At 65.3% G+C, this 14,938-nt stretch carries 15 protein-coding genes; 7 read left to right on the forward strand and 8 right to left on the reverse strand.

Going from position 1 to position 14,938, the window contains the following annotated elements:
- Positions 1–249 precede the first annotated feature (249 nt).
- Entirely contained in the window at positions 250–1,809 is a 1,560-nt protein-coding gene (locus QMX82_RS19415) for a SulP family inorganic anion transporter (protein WP_282286655.1), read from the forward strand.
- A gap of 413 nt (positions 1,810–2,222) precedes the next feature.
- Positions 2,223–2,498: an HU family DNA-binding protein gene (locus QMX82_RS19420; RefSeq protein ID WP_208693221.1), complete on the forward strand. Its 276-nt coding sequence runs from the start codon at positions 2,223–2,225 to the stop codon at positions 2,496–2,498.
- A 92-nt stretch (positions 2,499–2,590) separates the two neighbouring features.
- On the opposite strand, the gene QMX82_RS19425 is transcribed toward QMX82_RS19420, so the two are convergent.
- Positions 2,591–2,758 carry a rubredoxin gene (locus QMX82_RS19425; protein ID WP_007161456.1) on the reverse strand — a complete coding sequence of 56 codons (168 nt, stop codon included), beginning with the start codon at positions 2,756–2,758 and terminating at the stop codon, positions 2,591–2,593.
- Positions 2,759–2,931: 173 nt separating this feature from the next.
- Here QMX82_RS19425 and QMX82_RS19430 point away from each other — a divergent pair, with 173 nt between their 5' ends.
- The 4 genes from QMX82_RS19430 to QMX82_RS19440 all read left to right on the forward strand — a co-directional run bounded on the left by QMX82_RS19430 (position 2,932) and on the right by QMX82_RS19440 (position 5,767).
- On the forward strand, positions 2,932–4,080 hold the full coding sequence (locus tag QMX82_RS19430) for an MFS transporter (protein WP_282286692.1): 1,149 nt from the start codon (positions 2,932–2,934) through the stop codon (positions 4,078–4,080).
- A 99-nt stretch (positions 4,081–4,179) separates the two neighbouring features.
- Positions 4,180–4,344 carry a hypothetical protein gene (locus QMX82_RS25825; RefSeq protein WP_336619075.1) on the forward strand — a complete coding sequence of 55 codons (165 nt, stop codon included), beginning with the start codon at positions 4,180–4,182 and terminating at the stop codon, positions 4,342–4,344.
- Between the two features lie 230 nt (positions 4,345–4,574).
- Positions 4,575–5,495, forward strand: coding sequence for a HipA domain-containing protein (locus QMX82_RS19435; protein ID WP_315969699.1), 921 nt, complete (start codon positions 4,575–4,577; stop codon positions 5,493–5,495).
- Positions 5,492–5,767: a helix-turn-helix domain-containing protein gene (locus QMX82_RS19440; RefSeq protein ID WP_187980853.1), complete on the forward strand. Its 276-nt coding sequence runs from the start codon at positions 5,492–5,494 to the stop codon at positions 5,765–5,767. The genes QMX82_RS19435 and QMX82_RS19440 overlap by 4 nt, the downstream gene beginning before the upstream one ends.
- A gap of 62 nt (positions 5,768–5,829) precedes the next feature.
- Here the strand turns inward: QMX82_RS19440 and QMX82_RS19445 are convergent, their stop codons facing one another.
- From QMX82_RS19445 to QMX82_RS19460, 4 genes are all read right to left on the reverse strand, one after another.
- Entirely contained in the window at positions 5,830–6,606 is a 777-nt protein-coding gene (locus QMX82_RS19445; RefSeq protein WP_282286661.1) for a MetQ/NlpA family ABC transporter substrate-binding protein, read from the reverse strand.
- Between the two features lie 68 nt (positions 6,607–6,674).
- A complete protein-coding gene (locus QMX82_RS19450) occupies positions 6,675–7,457 on the reverse strand; it encodes a MetQ/NlpA family ABC transporter substrate-binding protein (protein WP_371913873.1) in 783 nt (260 codons plus the stop codon).
- A gap of 51 nt (positions 7,458–7,508) precedes the next feature.
- Positions 7,509–8,174, reverse strand: coding sequence for a methionine ABC transporter permease (locus QMX82_RS19455; RefSeq protein WP_017639302.1), 666 nt, complete (start codon positions 8,172–8,174; stop codon positions 7,509–7,511).
- Positions 8,174–9,181, reverse strand: coding sequence for a methionine ABC transporter ATP-binding protein (locus QMX82_RS19460; protein WP_158889638.1), 1,008 nt, complete (start codon positions 9,179–9,181; stop codon positions 8,174–8,176). Before QMX82_RS19460 ends, QMX82_RS19455 begins: the two co-directional genes overlap by 1 nt.
- A 281-nt stretch (positions 9,182–9,462) precedes the next feature.
- Between QMX82_RS19460 and katE the strand changes: the two genes are divergently transcribed.
- The gene (gene katE, locus QMX82_RS19465; RefSeq protein WP_282286672.1) at positions 9,463–11,592 is read left to right on the forward strand and encodes a catalase HPII; all 2,130 of its coding nucleotides are present in this window, start codon (positions 9,463–9,465) and stop codon (positions 11,590–11,592) included.
- A 347-nt stretch (positions 11,593–11,939) separates the two neighbouring features.
- On the opposite strand, the gene QMX82_RS19470 is transcribed toward katE, so the two are convergent.
- Genes QMX82_RS19470 through rpoZ form a run of 3 tightly spaced genes read right to left on the reverse strand, consistent with a single transcriptional unit; the run spans position 11,940 to position 14,815 of the window.
- Entirely contained in the window at positions 11,940–12,320 is a 381-nt protein-coding gene (locus QMX82_RS19470) for a RidA family protein (RefSeq protein WP_007161463.1), read from the reverse strand.
- A gap of 59 nt (positions 12,321–12,379) precedes the next feature.
- Complete coding sequence (gene spoT, locus QMX82_RS19475; protein WP_133860374.1) at positions 12,380–14,539, reverse strand: bifunctional GTP diphosphokinase/guanosine-3',5'-bis pyrophosphate 3'-pyrophosphohydrolase; 2,160 nt, start codon at positions 14,537–14,539, stop codon at positions 12,380–12,382.
- A 3-nt stretch (positions 14,540–14,542) separates the two neighbouring features.
- Positions 14,543–14,815 (reverse strand): DNA-directed RNA polymerase subunit omega, encoded by a 273-nt coding sequence (gene rpoZ, locus QMX82_RS19480; protein ID WP_007161465.1) that lies wholly within the window; start codon positions 14,813–14,815, stop codon positions 14,543–14,545.
- Positions 14,816–14,938: the final 123 nt, after the last annotated feature.

Raw genomic sequence — 14,938 nt, forward strand, 5'->3', positions numbered from 1 at the left:
GCCCCCCCCCCCGCGCGCGCCCCCCCCCGGCCCCCCCCCCCGCGCGCCCGGGGGGGGGGGGGGGGCCCCGCCCCGAGACGGGTCGCTCGGCCCGTCTCCATAACAGCGCACTGCGCCGGACGATCCCACCTTGGGGCTCCATGGGGATCGCCCACCCTAGCCGCTAGCCGCCTGAATCCCGAACCGTGTCATATGACGTGATATGACGCGCGGGGCACCCTTTTTCCTAGTCGCTGGAGGACCAGGACCATGCTTGGCAATCAACAGACCCCGGGGCGCAACCTTTCGCGCGACGCCCTGGCCTCACTGGTAGTGTTTCTGGTCGCCCTGCCGCTGTGCATGGGGATCGCCATCGCCTCCGGCATGCCGCCGGCCAAGGGCATCATCACCGGCATCATCGGTGGCCTGGTGGTCGGCTTTCTCGCCGGCTCGCCGCTGCAGGTCAGCGGTCCGGCCGCCGGCCTGGTGGTGCTGGTGTTCGACCTGATCAACCGCCATGGCATCGAGGCGCTGGGCCCGGTACTGCTGCTCGCCGGCCTGCTGCAACTCATCGCCGGCTTCACCCGGCTGGGCGCCTGGTTCCGCGTCACCTCACCGGCGGTGGTCTACGGCATGCTCGCCGGCATCGGCATCCTCATCGTGCTCTCGCAACTGCACGTGATGCTGGACGCCAAACCGGCGGCCTCGGGGCTTTCCAACCTGCTGGCCTTCCCGGGCGCCGCCCTCACCGCGGCGGGTCAATGGAACGGCAGTGGCAGCGGTGCCCAGGCGGCGCTGATCGGACTGCTGACCATCGCCAGCATGTGGCTGTGGGAGAAATTCCGCCCGCAGACGCTGCGCTTCCTGCCCGGCGCCCTGATCGGCGTGACCCTGGCGACCCTGGCCAGTCTCTGGCTGGCGCTGGACATCCGCCGCGTGGAGGTGCCCAACAACCTGGCCGACGCCATCGACTGGGTGACCTTCGCCGACCTCGGCATGCTGGCCAACGCCGAACTGGTGGTGGCCGCCCTGGCTCTGGCCTTCATTGCCAGCGCCGAGACCCTGCTCTCGGCCGCCGCGGTGGACCGCATGCACAATGGGCCGCGCTCGCACTTCGACCGCGAGCTGGGTGCCCAGGGGATCGGCAACCTGCTCTGCGGCGCCCTCGGCGCGCTGCCCATGACCGGGGTCATCGTGCGCAGCTCGGCCAATGTCCAGGCCGGCGCCACCAGTCGCGCCTCCGCCATCCTGCATGGCCTCTGGCTACTGGCCTTCGTCGCCGCCCTGCCCTTCGTGCTCAAGCTGGTGCCGGTGGCGAGCCTGGCCGGCGTGCTGGTGTTCACCGGCGTCAAGCTGGCCGACCCCAAGTCGCTGAGCGGACTCAAGCGCTATGGCCGGACGCCCATGGTCATCTATGCCCTGACCGCCCTGATGATCGTCGCCACCGATCTGCTGACCGGGGTGCTGGTGGGCTTTGGCCTGTCGATCGCCTTCCTGGCGGTCAAGGCGGCCCAGCTCAAGGTCAGCCTGAGCTATCGCGAAGACCAGCCGGACCAGGCCGATCTGCGCCTGGTGGGCGCCGCGACCTTCCTGCGCGTGCCCCAGCTGACCAAGGTGCTGGAGCAGGTCAAGCCGGGCACCACCCTGCACGTGCCCCTGGAGCGCGTCTCCTATATCGATCATGCCTGCATGGAGCTGCTGGAAGACTGGGGACGGACCCAGGCCAGCAATGGCATGCGCCTGGTGATCGAGCCCAAGGCACTGGAGCGGCGCCTGGAAGGCCAGGCCCCGGCGGGTCAACCGGTCATGCCGACCCAGGCACCGGCCTGATCCGGGTGGCGGAGCGGCCAAGGGGCGCTCCGCCACGCCTTTCCCCGCGCGAGCGGTGCGCCGACGGACGGCCAGGCCGCCACCAGGATCGCTGATCGCGATACTGGCTTGCCAGAGCCTCGCGACGCGCTAGTGCCATGCAAAGGCCACCGCATAAAGTGGACATTCTGTCCACAAAAAGCGCCTGAATTGACTGATAAATGCCCAAGTCGGCGTCGGTCATCCTACCAATGGCTAATAGTCTGCTAATTAACTTTCGCTCTTCTCGGGTTTGCCTTATAACGCTATCTGGTTCGACTTTTGTCGCACCAACGATCTTTGTGTCGGGCCACCCTCTATCTCGGGGGTAATCGCTTTGCCAGGAAAGCCATGCGACGCCCACACGGCTAAAAATGACCCCACGAGAGGTAGCTATGCGCAAGCCTGAATTGGCGACGGTGATCGCTGAAAAAGTCGGACTTCCAAAGGAACAGGCCAACGTCGTGCTCAACACGCTGTTGGACGAGATCGCGAATGCGCTGCACCGCAAGGACAGCGTTACCCTGGTCGGCTTCGGCACCTTCCTGCCGCGTCACCGCGGTGCCCGCATGGGGAAGAATCCCCAGACCGGCGAGCCGGTCAAGATTCGTGCGAGCAACACGGTGGCGTTCAAGCCCGGCAAGGCGCTGAAGGACAGCATCGAAGACTGAGCATGAGGCGGCGTGAATCGCCGCTGCAGGCAAAAGGCATCGCCGCTGCGATGCCTTTTTTGTGTCCGCGTGGAGGACGCGGAGCGGAGTGATCAGCCGATGGCGATCATCTCGAAGTCGCCCTTGCCCACGCCGCAATCCGGGCACAGCCAGTCCTCGGGCACATCCTCCCAGCGCGTCCCCGGCGCGATGCCGTCGTCCGGCCAGCCCAGGGCTTCGTCATAGATATAGCCGCACACGATGCACTGCCATTTCCGCATGTTCTGTTATCTCCCAACCGGCTTCAGGTAGCGCGCACGCTACGCGAAAGCCCGGCAAAGGCCAACCGTAGCGGAATCCGGCTGATACCCGGAGCGCCATGGTTGCGCCTGCCGACTGTCCACCCCCTGTCTCCTTCAGCTAGGCTGCGCCCATGAATGCCTCGTCATCACCCATGCCCTGGGCCATCTATTTCGCCGTGCTGGGCAGCGTCATCAGCGTCGGTCTGGCCATCGGCCTGTCGATGCCGCTGGTCTCGCTGCGGCTGGAGGGCTGGGGCTATGGCAGTTTCGCCATCGGCGTCATGGCCGCCTCGCCGGCCCTCGGCATCCTCACTGGCGCCAGCCTGGCCGGACGCCTGGCCGCGCGAGTCGGCACACCGCGGCTGATGCAGCTGTGCCTGGTGACGGGCGCCGCCTCGCTGATCCTGCTGTCGCTGCTCCCCAGCTATCTGCTGTGGCTGCTGCTGCGTCTGGCGCTGGGCGCCATCCTCACGCTGATCTTCGTGCTCGGTGAGAGCTGGATGAACCAGGTCATCACCGATCGCTGGCGTGGCCGCCTGGTGGCGCTCTATGGCAGCAGCTATGCCCTGAGCCAGCTGGCTGGTCCGTTGCTGCTGGGGGTGCTGGGGACCGAGGGCGACCAGGGCTTCTGGCTGGGTGCCCTGCTCATGCTCGGCGGCGCCACCCTGCTGCTCGGTCGCCGGGGCGCGCCAGCGGCCGGCGGCCATACCGCGGCCTGGCGGGCGCTACTGGACTTCTGCCGCGGCGCTCCGGCCATCGCCTGGGCGGTGGCGCTGTTCGCCTGCTTCGAGGCGATGATCCTCACCCTGCTGCCGGTCTATGCCCTCAACCAGGGCTTCGGCCAGCAGCTGGCCTTGTACATGGTCAGCGCCGTGGTGGTGGGCGATGCCCTGCTGCAGCTGCCGCTGGGCCTGCTCGCCGACCGCCTCTCGCGCCAGGGCCTGTTTCTCGGCTGCACCCTGGGCCTGCTGGCGGTCAGCCTGGCGCTGCCACTGCTGCTGCATACCCCGGGCGTCTGGCCGCTGCTGGTGCTGTTCGGCGCCACCGCCGGCGGTCTCTTCACCCTGGCGCTGATCCTGGTCGGCGAGCGCTATCGCGATGCCGAACTGGTCAGCGCCAATGCCTGCATCGCCCAGCTCTGGGGACTCGGCTGCCTGGTCGGTCCGCTGGTCACCGGCGCCGCCAGCCAGTGGCTCACCGGCCATGCCGTGCCGCTGCTGATGGCCTTCGGCGCCGCCGTGCTGCTGGTGATCGTCAGCCGCCGAGGCAGCGTGCCGGTTACAGCTGAAACGGCAATTTAATGCCTAAATTTACTCATTATAACGGTTTTTACGGCACTATATTGCCGATAATACGTCAACAGCCGATACTCGCCGGCAGTATATTGCCGGAGGTCGCCCGTGAGTACGCTGGTGGTTCAAACCTATCTGACCGGGCATTGGCGTGATGCCTTGCGCCTGGTTTTCGATGATCCCAGGCAAGGTCCCCAACAAGGCGCCTGCACCCTCAGCTATCTGGCTGCCTACCTGAGGATGATTTCGGCACGCCTACGGCCGCCGCAGTGAGCGCCAACCTGCCCTTGAGCTGGGAGGTCGAGCGCCTGCCCCATTGGCCGGCGTTTCTCCATGACATTCTTCCGGCCGGCGCCGCTCGCCGTTTTCTGCTCCCTCGCCTTGGGCTGAGCGCAGAGGAAGCTGCTCAGACCGACTTTCAGTTGTTATCCCGCTGCACGCCAGCGCCCATCGGCCATCTGCGAATTCGTGAGTCGCTAGATGAGCCTGCGCAGACACTCTCCGTGGGCTTCACCCGTGAACAGGTTGTCGCTCGCGATCAGGGTTTTCTGGAATATGCCTATGAGCAAGGTGCCGCCATCGGCGGTGCAACCGGCGCGGGTGGCGATGCACCCAAGCTGCTGCTGGCGGAAGATCCTCAGGGCTTGCTCCATCCGGATGCCACCCTGCCCGATGACCTGGCCTGCCGACATTGGCTGGTGAAGTTTCCACGCAACAGAGCCAGCGCCACCGACCAGGACATCCTGCGCAGCGAGCACTGCTACTATCAAGCCCTGAACGCCCTAGGACTGGAGACTGTTTCCGCCAGCGGACTCGCCCTGGAAGAAGGCCGCCGTCCCAGCCTCTGGATGCCACGCTTCGACCGCTGCACCAGCCCCCGAGGGGTGGAGCGTCTGGCCGTTGAATCCCTCTATTCCCTGACTCACACCCTGGTACCCGGTAGCTATCTGAATCATCTTGACGCCATCGGCGCCCTGACCAGGGTTTGGCGCGCAGCCAATCAGGACCAGGGGATACCGGCGCTGCTGGATGATTACCTGCGGCGTGATCTGCTCAATCAACTGCTGGGCAACAGTGATAACCACGGTCGCAATACCGCCATCCTGCGCGATGAGCGTGGTGTTCGTCTGGCCCCCCTGTACGACCTCGCCCCCATGGTTATGGACGAACAAGGCATCACCCGAACCAGCAAATGGCCCATGCCCGTCGAACAGGCCGGCGTTGTCGATTGGCATGCAGCCTGTCGGCTACTGGCCGAGTGGGACGATCCGGAACGGCTGTGGGATGCCCTCAAGAAGAGCGCCGAGGTGCTCCGTGCCCTGCCGGACCTACTGCGGCCGGTGTTGCCGCAGACTACCTGGGAGCATCCGCAAATTCCGCTGCGGCGCCTGGATAGCCATCTGCGCGAGGCAGGGCTGCTATGAGCCTTGACGATCAAGAGCGGCGGCAACGTACGCTGGATGATATCCGTGAGGGATTACAGAGTGGACGCCTGAGCCTGGGCGCCGGTGTCCGGCGCCTGCGCCGCGAGATCACCGGCCTTACCCAGACCGACTTCGCGCGCATGGCCCGTATCTCGCTGCGCACCCTACGGCAACTGGAGCAGGACGAAGGCAATCCCACCCTGGCGACGCTGCAGGCGGTCTTTCGGCCCTTTGGTCTGGGGATGGGCGTCATACCTCTGAAACGCCGCTGAGCCCCATGAAAAACGCCGGCACTGGGCCGGCGTTTTTCCTGTCAGGCAGCGTCAGGCGGCGCTCAGAACGCCGGCACCACGGCACCCTGGTACTTCTCTTCGATGAACTGCTTCACCGCCGGGGTGTTCAGCGCCTTGGCCAGCTTCTGCACGGCGTCGCTGTCCTTGTTGTCCGGGCGGGCGACCAGGATGTTGGCGTAGGGCGATTCCTTGCCTTCCAGCAGCAGGGCGTCCTGGGTCGGGTTGAGCTTGGCTTCCAGGGCGTAGTTGGTGTTGATCAGCGCCAGGTCGACCTGATTCAGCACGCGCGGCAGGGTCGCGGCTTCCAGCTCCTTGAACTTGAGCTGCTTGGGATTCTCGGCGATGTCCTTGGGCGTGGCGAGGATGTTGGCGCTGTCCTTGAGCTTGATCAGCCCGGCCTTCTCCAGCAGCAGCAGGGCGCGGCCGCCATTGGTGGCATCGCTGGGGATGGCCACGACGGCGCCTTCGCGGACTTCGTCGAGCTTCTTGATCTTCTGCGAGTAGATGCCGAAGGGCTCGACGTGGACCTGGGCGACGGTCACCAGGTCGGTGCCACGGCTCTTGTTGAATTCATCCAGGTAGGGCTGGTGCTGGAAGAAATTGGCGTCCAGGCGCTTCTGGGCCACCTGCAGGTTGGGCTGCACGTAGTCGGTGAAGACCTTGATCTGCAGGTCCACCCCTTCCTTGGCCAGCTGGGGTTTGACGAATTCGAGGATCTCGGCGTGGGGCACCGGGGTGGCGGCGACGCTGAGGGTCTCGGCGGCGTGGGCGCTCAGGCTGGCGGCCAGCAGGGCGGCGGTGGCGAGCAATTTCTTCATGGCAGTTTCCTAAAGCGGGGTGGAACCGTCGGCGCCTCTGCGGGCGTCGACGGCGGTGGAGCTGAGGCTCAGAACGCGGGAACGACGGCGCCCTGGTACTTCTTCTCGATGAATTGCTTCACCTCGGGGGTGGTCAGGGCCTTGGCCAGCTTCTGGATGGCCGGGTCGTTGGCCTTGTCGGCGCGGGTGTAGAGCAGGTTGGCGTAGGGCGACTCGCCGCTCTCGATGAAGAGGGCATCCTTGGTCGGCACCAGCTTGGCTTCCAGGGCGTAGTTGGCGTTGATCAGCGCCAGGTCGACCTGGTTCAGCACCCGCGGCAGGGTCGCGGCTTCCAGCTCCTTGAACTTGAGGTGCTTGGGATTCTCGACGACGTCACGCGGGGTGGCGGTGACGTTGCTCGGATCCTTCAGGGTGATCAGGCCCTGCTTGGCGATCAGCAGCAGCGCGCGACCGGAGTTGCTCGGATCGTTGGGGATGGCCACGGTGGCGCCGTCCTTGAGCTCCTTGATGTCCTTGATCTTCTGCGAGTAGGCACCGAAGGGCTCGACGTGCACCGCCACCACCGGCACCTGGTCGCTGCTCGGATTGCTCTTCTGGTAGCTGGCGTAATAGGGTTTGGTCTGGAAGTAGTTGGCATCCACCTGCTTCTGATCGGTCTGGCGATCGGGCTGGATGTAGTCGGTGAAGACCTTGATCTTGAGGTCCACGCCTTCCTTGGCCAGCTGCGGCTTGATGAATTCCAGGATCTCCGCATGGGGAACCGGATTGACCGCGACGGTCAGGGTCTCGGCGGCCTGGGCGGCGGTGGCGACACCCAGGCCGAAGGCCAGGGACAGCAGGGTACGTTTCAGCGACATCGGGGATTTTCCTTGTGCAAAACCTTCGAGTGGATGAAGCCTGAATCAACGACGACTGAAATGGGCGACGAGGCGATCGCCGACCATCTGCAGTACCTGGACCAGCACCAGCAGCAAGAGCACCGTGACCACCATGACGTCGGTCTGGAAGCGCTGGTAACCGAAACGGATGGCCAGATCGCCGAGGCCGCCGCCGCCGATCACCCCGGCCATGGCGGTGTAGGACACCAGGGCGATGGCGGTGACGGTGGTGGCCGCAATCAGCCCGGGCAGGGCCTCGGGCAACAGGGTGCGGGTGACGATCTGCCAGAGACTGGCGCCCATGGCCTGGGTAGCCTCGATGATGCCGCGGTCGACCTCGCGCAGGGCGGTTTCCACCAGCCGGGCAAAGAAGGGCGCGGCGCCCACCACCAGCGGCGGAATGGCGCCCTCGACGCCCAGCGAGGTGCCGATCAGCCAGACCGTGATGGGGATCATCAGGATCAGCAGGATGATGAAGGGCACCGAGCGCAGCACGTTGACCACGAAGGAGAGGATGCCGTAGACCAGCGGCTGCTCCAGCAGCTGGCGGCGGCTGGTAAGGAACAGCAGCACGCCCAGCGGCAGGCCGAGGATCAGGGTGAAGAGCATGGACCAGCCAAGCATGGCCAGGGTGTCCTGGGTCGCCTGCCAGATCTCGGCCCAGTCGATGTTGCTGAAGAGTTCGTCCATCAGCGCAGGACCTCCACGGTGACGTCGGCGGCCTGGAAGCGAGCCAGGGCGGCATCCAGGTCACCGCCCACCAGGGCGATGGTGAGCTGGCCATAGGGCTCGTCCCGGATGCGGTCGATGCGACCGCCGAGAATGCTGTAATCCACACCGGTCTCCCGGGCGACATGGCCCAGCAGCGGTGCATAGGTGGCTTCGCCGCGAAAGGTCAGCCGCAGGATGCGGCCTTCGACATGGGCATAGGCGTCGGCCAGTTCGGTCTCGTCCTGATGCTCGGCCTCGAACACGAAGCGGCGGGTGGTGGGGTGCTGCGGGTGCAGGAAGACATCGGCGACGGTGCCCTGCTCCACCACGGCGCCGCCATCGAGCACCGCGACGCGATCGCAGACGCGGCGGATCACGTCCATTTCATGGGTGATCAGCACGATGGTCAGGCCCAGTTCGCGATTGAGTTCGGCGAGCAGTTGCAGCACCTGGGCGGTGGTCTGGGGATCGAGGGCGCTGGTGGCCTCGTCGCAGAGCAGGATCTTCGGCTCGGTGGCCAGGGCGCGGGCGATGCCGACGCGCTGCTTCTGGCCGCCGGAGAGTTGCGCCGGGTACTTGCGCGCCTGGTCGGACAGGCCGACCCGCGCCAGCAGTTCCTCGACGCGCTGGGCGATCTGCGCCCGCGAGCGGCCGCCGGCCAGTTCCAGCGGCAGGGCCACGTTGGCCGCCACGGTCTTGGACGAAAGCAGGTTGAAGTGCTGGAAGATCATGCCGATGCGGCGGCGGAAATCGCGCAGCTCGGTCGAGCCCAGGGTGGTGACCTCGGCGCCATCGACCTGCAGGCGACCGCCGCTGGGGGCTTCGAGACGGTTGATCAGGCGCAAGAGGGTGCTCTTGCCGGCGCCGGAATGGCCGATCAGGCCGAAGATCTCGCCGGCTTCGATCCTCAGGTCGACCGGCTGGAGCGCCGCGACCTCGCGACCGCGCGTGCGGTACGTCTTGTGGACAGCGTGGAATTCGATCAATGGGAAAACCTTGAGTGAATCGTCAGACAACAGGAGGGTATCCAGCCGCGCAGTTTAACGCGCGCGCTTATATCTGCTTAGCACTTGTTGTCGGGTATCAAGCCAATAAAGGCATATGGCCAGCCATCGGCCGTCGCCTCGCCGGGGAAACAGCCCGTCGCTTCGCGGCCGCGTGACGGAACGTCGGCTTGCGGCGGCTAGTCACTAAAGGACTGCCTGAATTCGCCCCACATTCCGTAGGGGACGCAAAGAGCGCCCTCCAGGCGCCTGATGAGGACTCCATGGCTACGCCCCCCAAGAGTGAACTCGCCGGCACCGACACCCCGGATCGCCAGAACACCTCGAAGAAGATCGAGCAACTGGAGCAATTCCGTTCGGACGCCACCGGCCAGGCACTGCGTACCAACCACGGCGTGAAGATCGCCGACAACCAGAATTCGCTGCGCGCCGGCACCCGCGGGCCCTCCCTGCTCGAAGATTTCATCATGCGGGAGAAGATCACCCACTTCGACCACGAGCGCATCCCGGAGCGTATCGTCCACGCCCGGGGCACCGGCGCCTACGGCTACTTCCAGCCCTACCAGGACTGGTCCGACCTGACCAAGGCCGCCCTCTTCCGCGATCCCAACCACCAGACTCCGGTGTTCGTGCGCTTCTCCACCGTGCAGGGCCCGCGCGGCTCCGGCGACAGCGTGCGTGACGTGCGCGGCTTCGCCATCAAGTTCTATACCGAGGAAGGCAACTGGGACATGGTCGGCAACAACATGCCGGTCTTCTTTATCCAGGACGCCATCAAATTCCCGGACTTCGTCCACGCGGTGAAGCCCGAGCCACACAACGAGATCCCCACCGGCGGCAGCGCCCACGACACCTTCTGGGACTTTGTCTCCCTGGTGCCGGAGTCGGCGCACATGGTGCTCTGGACCATGACCGACCGCGCCATCCCGGTGAACCTGCGCAGCATGCAGGGGTTCGGTATCCACACCTTCCGCATGATCAACACCGCCGGCAAGGGCGTCTTCGTCAAGATCCACCTGAAACCCGCCGGTGGCGTACGTTCCCTGGTGTGGGACGAAGCCCAGAAACTGGCCGGCAAGGACACCGATGCCCACCGCCGCGACCTCTGGGAAGCCATCGAGGCCGGTGACTATCCCGAGTGGGAATTCGGTGTGCAGATCATCCCCGAGGAAGACGAGCACAAATTCGACTGGGACATCCTCGACGCCACCAAGATCATCCCCGAGGAGCTGGTGCCCATCACTCCGCTGGGCAAGCTGGTGCTCAACCGCAACCCGGACAACTACTTTGCCGAGACCGAGCAGGTGGCCTTCTGTCCCGGCCACGTCGTGCCCGGCATCGACTTCAGCAACGACCCCCTGCTGCAGGGTCGGCTGTTCTCCTACACCGACACCCAGATCAGCCGCCTCGGCGGACCGAACTTCCACGAACTGCCGGTCAATCGCCCGGTGGTGCCGAACCACAACGGCCAGCGCGACGCCAAGTACCGCATGACCATCGACAAGGGTCGTGCCTCCTACGAGCCCAACTCCATCGATGGCGGCTGGCCCAAGGAGACCGCGCCGGCGCCCCAGGATGGCGGTTTCGAGAGTTACTACGAGCGTATCGACGGCCACAAGGTGCGCGAGCGCAGCGAAACCTTCGGCGACCACTTCTCCCAGGCCACGCTGTTCTACAACAGCCTGTCGGAAGCCGAACAGTCGCACGTCGCCGATGCCTACAGCTTCGAGCTGGGCAAGGTCGAGCGGATGTGGATCCGCGAGCGGCAGGTCAACGAGATCCTGGCCAACATCGATCTGGAACTGGCGCAGAAGGTCGCCAAGAAGATCGGCGTGACCCCACCCACCGCGCCCACCGTGCAGCCGCGCAAGGTGTCCATCGACAAGTCGCCGGCGCTGAGCCAGCTCAACCTGCTGTCCGGCAACATCAAGGGCTTCAAGGTGGCGGTACTGGTGGGTGACGGCGTCATCGCCAGCGAAGTGGCGGCCATCAAGCAGGCGCTCAAGGCCGAAGGTGCCCACGTGAAGGTGCTCGGCCCCACCGCCGGCCCGGTCAAGGCGGCCGACGGCAGCGAAGTGGCCGTGGATGGCTCGGCCGAGGGCATGCCTTCGGTGGCGCTGGACGCGGTCTATGTGCCGGGCGGCGCCGAGAGCGTCAAGGCCATGCTCGACGACGGCGTGATCAAGCACTACCTGCTGGAAGCCTACAAGCACCTCAAGGCCATCGCCCTCACCGGCGAAGCCGAACAGCTGCTCAAGGCGGTCTATCTGAGCCCCGACGAGGCGCTGCTCACCGGCGGCGACTTCAAGGCGGTGCAGCAGGACTTCTTCGCCGCCATCGCCAAGCACCGTTGCTGGGCGCGGATGCCGAAGATCAAGTCCATCCCGGCCTAAACAGGCAGGCATAAAAAAGCCGACCGTCGCGAGACGGTCGGCTTTTTTCGTTTTGGGGCCATCGCGGCCCACCGATGGGGCCACGATGATTCCGTAGGTTGGGCTGAGACGGCTTCATCGTCGAAGCCCAACAGGCCGAGCCATCAGCGCGCTTTATTGTTGGGCTTCGCTGCGCTCAACCCAACCTACGACCATCCACTAGCTCGGTAAGCCACCGCTGCAGCCGTGATACCCCGTAGGTTGGGTTGAGACGGCTCCATCGTCGAAGCCCAACAAGGCGAGCCATCAGCACGCTCTATTATTGGGCCTCGCTGCGCTCAGCCCAACCTACGAGTCCTGTGCCGGGATCAACCCAGCACCAGCACCCCATCCATTTCCACCTGGGAGCCCTTGGGCAGGGCCGCCACGCCGATGGCGGCGCGCGCCGGATACGGCTGCTGGAAGTAGCGCCCCATGATTTCGTTGACGGTGGCGAAGTGCGCAAGGTCGATCAGGAAGATGTTCAGCTTGACGATGTCGGCCAGGGAACCACCGGCGGCTTCGGCGACGGACTTGAGATTCTCGAAGACCTGGACCACCTGGGCTTCGAAGCCGTCCACCAGCTCCATGCTGGTCGGGTTGAGCGGGATCTGCCCGGAGAGATAGACGGTGTCACCGACCTTGATCGCCTGGGAATAGGTGCCAATGGCGGCGGGCGCCTTGTCGGTGTGGATCACTTGCTTGCTCATGGGTCGCTCCTGTGCGGGAAAGGGCCGATTCTGCAAGCCCGTGGCGACCTACTGCAACCTCAGCTGCGAACCCGAGTGATACCGGCCACGCCCTTGAGCGTGCGCAGCTTCTTGATCACCCGCGCCAGGTGCACGCGATCGCGCACGCTGACCACCAGCTGGACCACACTGACCCGGCCGTCGCGCTCGTTCATGCCGATCTTCTCGACGTTGGCGTCCACCGCGGTGACATTGTTGGCCAGCATGGCGATCAGGCCGCGCTGGTGCTCCAGCTGGACGCGCAACTCGACGCTGAATTCGCCGGTGACGTCCTTGGCCCAGTTGAGCACGATGCATTTTTCGCTGTTGTGCCGGAATTCAGCGATGTTCCGACAGTTTTCCAGGTGGATCACCATGCCCTTGCCGGCCGACAGGTGGCCGACGATGGGATCGCCCGGAATCGGCGTGCAGCACTTGGCGTAGCTGATCACCAGGCCTTCGGAGCCACGGATGGCCAGCGGTCCCTGGGGCGTGGTGCCGGGCTGCGGCTCCAGCGGCTCTTCCTGCTCGCTGCCGGACACCAGGCGCCGCGCCACCACGTAGGCCATGCGATTGCCCAGGCCGATCTCTTCGAGCAGGTCTTCCAGCACCACGCCCTTGTACTCGCCCAGCACCGAGAGGATGCGCATCGGCGAGATCTTCGACAGCTGGGTGCCAAAGCCCGACAGCGCCTTATTCAGCAGGCGCTCGCCAAGGCTGATGGACTCGGAACGCCGCTGCTGCTTGAGCGCGTGGCGGATGTTGGTGCGCGCCTTGCCGGTGACCACGAAGTTGAGCCAGGCCGGATTGGGCCGGGCACCGGGCGCGGTGACGATCTCCACCGTCTCGCCGCTGCCCAGCGGCTGCGACAGCGGCGCCAAGCGGCGATTGATGCGGCAGGCGATGCAGCTGTTGCCCACATCGGTGTGCACCGCGTAGGCGAAGTCCACGGCCGTGGAGCCCTTGGGCAGCTCCATGATGCGACCCTTGGGCGTGAAGACGTAGACCTCGTCGGGAAAGAGGTCGATCTTCACGTTCTCGATGAATTCCAGGGAGTTGCCCGCGCGTTGCTGCAACTCGAGGATGCCCTTCACCCACTGGCGCGCGCGCAGGTGGCTGGCGCGCGGCTCGTCGCCGCCGGCCTTGTACAGGCCATGGGCGGCGATGCCGTTGTTGGCCATCTCTTCCATCTCGCGGGTGCGGATCTGGATCTCGATGGGCACGCCGTGCATGCCGAACAGGGTGGTGTGCAGGGACTGGTAGCCGTTCGCCTTGGGGATGGCGATGTAGTCCTTGAAGCGCCCCGGGAACGGCTTGTAGAGGTTGTGGACCGCGCCGAGTACCCGGTAGCAGGTGTCGACCTTGTCGACGATGATGCGGAAGCCGTAGACGTCCATGATCTCGTTGAACGACTTACGCTTGCCGCGCATCTTCTGGTAGATGCTGTGCAGGTGCTTTTCGCGTCCGACCACCTCGCCGTCCAGGCCGTCGCGGGCCAGGCAGTTGGCCAGGGATTCCTGGATCTTGCCGAGGATCTCGCGGCGATTGCCCCGCGCGGTCTTGACCGCCCGCTGGATGCGTTCGGCGCGCATCGGGTGCATGGCGCGGAAGCCCAGATCCTCGAATTCCACGTAGAAATCGTGCATGCCCAGCCGGTTGGCGATGGGCGCGTAGATTTCCAGGGTTTCCTTGGCGATGCGCCGGCTCTTGTCCGGCGGCATGGCGTCCAGGGTGCGCATGTTGTGCAGCCGGTCGGCCAGCTTGACCAGGATGACGCGGATGTCCTTGGACATCGCCATGGTCATCTTCTGGAAGTTCTCCGCCTGGGCCTCGGCCTTGGTCTCGAACTTCATCTGGGTCAGCTTGCTGACCCCGTCCACCAGCTCCGCCACCGTTTCGCCGAACTGGGCGACCAGGGCTTCCTTGGCGATACCGGTGTCCTCGATCACGTCGTGCAGCATGGCCGCCATCAGGCTCTGATGGTCCATGTGCATGTCGGCGAGGATGTTGGCGACGGCCAGCGGATGGGTGACATAGGGCTCGCCGCTGCGGCGGCGCTGCCCATCGTGAGCCTGCTCGGCGTAGTAGTAGGCCCGCCTGACCAGATTGACCTGGTCGGGGGTCAGGTAGTCCGCCAGACGCTCGGCCAGCAAATCGATGCCGGTCGGGCGGGCGTCACCATACGCAGGCTCGGCGGCCATGGCTTAGAGGGCCTCGCCGTCCGCTTCTTCGTTGACTTCGAAAGCGGCAAACAGCGGCTCTTCTTCGACGATGTCATCCAGACGGATGACCTCTTCGTCGACCAGGCCTTCGGCGATCTCGCGCAGGGCGACGACGGTGGGCTTGTCGTTGTCCCACGGTACCTTGGGCTCCTTGCCGCCGGTGGCCAGCTGGCGCGAGCGCTTGGTGGCGAGCATGACCAGCTCGAATCGGTTGTCTACGTTGTCCAGGCAGTCTTCGACAGTAACGCGGGCCATGGTCTTCCTCGTGGCGATGATGATCCCGGGAACGGGGGACCCGATAGTATAAAAATTCGCCAGTGGCAAGGGAAGAGGCGGTGGTCGGAGGACCACCGGTGCCGCTGCCTAGGCAAGCGGCAC

Origin of the sequence: Pseudomonas sp. PS02302 (genome assembly GCF_029959585.1) — a bacterium.
Lineage (GTDB): Bacteria > Pseudomonadota > Gammaproteobacteria > Pseudomonadales > Pseudomonadaceae > Chryseomonas > Chryseomonas aestiva.

What these genes read in the sequence shown, in the direction of transcription:
- QMX82_RS19415 (WP_282286655.1), top strand. Translation starts at nt 250, where the DNA reads ATGCTTGGCAATCAACAGACCCCGGGGCGCAACCTTTCGCGCGACGCC.
- QMX82_RS19420 (WP_208693221.1), top strand. Translation starts at nt 2,223, where the DNA reads ATGCGCAAGCCTGAATTGGCGACGGTGATCGCTGAAAAAGTCGGACTT.
- QMX82_RS19425 (WP_007161456.1), bottom strand. Translation starts at nt 2,758, where the DNA reads ATGCGGAAATGGCAGTGCATCGTGTGCGGCTATATCTATGACGAAGCC.
- QMX82_RS19430 (WP_282286692.1), top strand. Translation starts at nt 2,932, where the DNA reads ATGCCCTGGGCCATCTATTTCGCCGTGCTGGGCAGCGTCATCAGCGTC.
- QMX82_RS19440 (WP_187980853.1), top strand. Translation starts at nt 5,492, where the DNA reads ATGAGCCTTGACGATCAAGAGCGGCGGCAACGTACGCTGGATGATATC.
- QMX82_RS19445 (WP_282286661.1), bottom strand. Translation starts at nt 6,606, where the DNA reads ATGAAGAAATTGCTCGCCACCGCCGCCCTGCTGGCCGCCAGCCTGAGC.
- QMX82_RS19455 (WP_017639302.1), bottom strand. Translation starts at nt 8,174, where the DNA reads ATGGACGAACTCTTCAGCAACATCGACTGGGCCGAGATCTGGCAGGCG.
- katE (WP_282286672.1), top strand. Translation starts at nt 9,463, where the DNA reads ATGGCTACGCCCCCCAAGAGTGAACTCGCCGGCACCGACACCCCGGAT.
- QMX82_RS19470 (WP_007161463.1), bottom strand. Translation starts at nt 12,320, where the DNA reads ATGAGCAAGCAAGTGATCCACACCGACAAGGCGCCCGCCGCCATTGGC.
- spoT (WP_133860374.1), bottom strand. Translation starts at nt 14,539, where the DNA reads ATGGCCGCCGAGCCTGCGTATGGTGACGCCCGCCCGACCGGCATCGAT.
- rpoZ (WP_007161465.1), bottom strand. Translation starts at nt 14,815, where the DNA reads ATGGCCCGCGTTACTGTCGAAGACTGCCTGGACAACGTAGACAACCGA.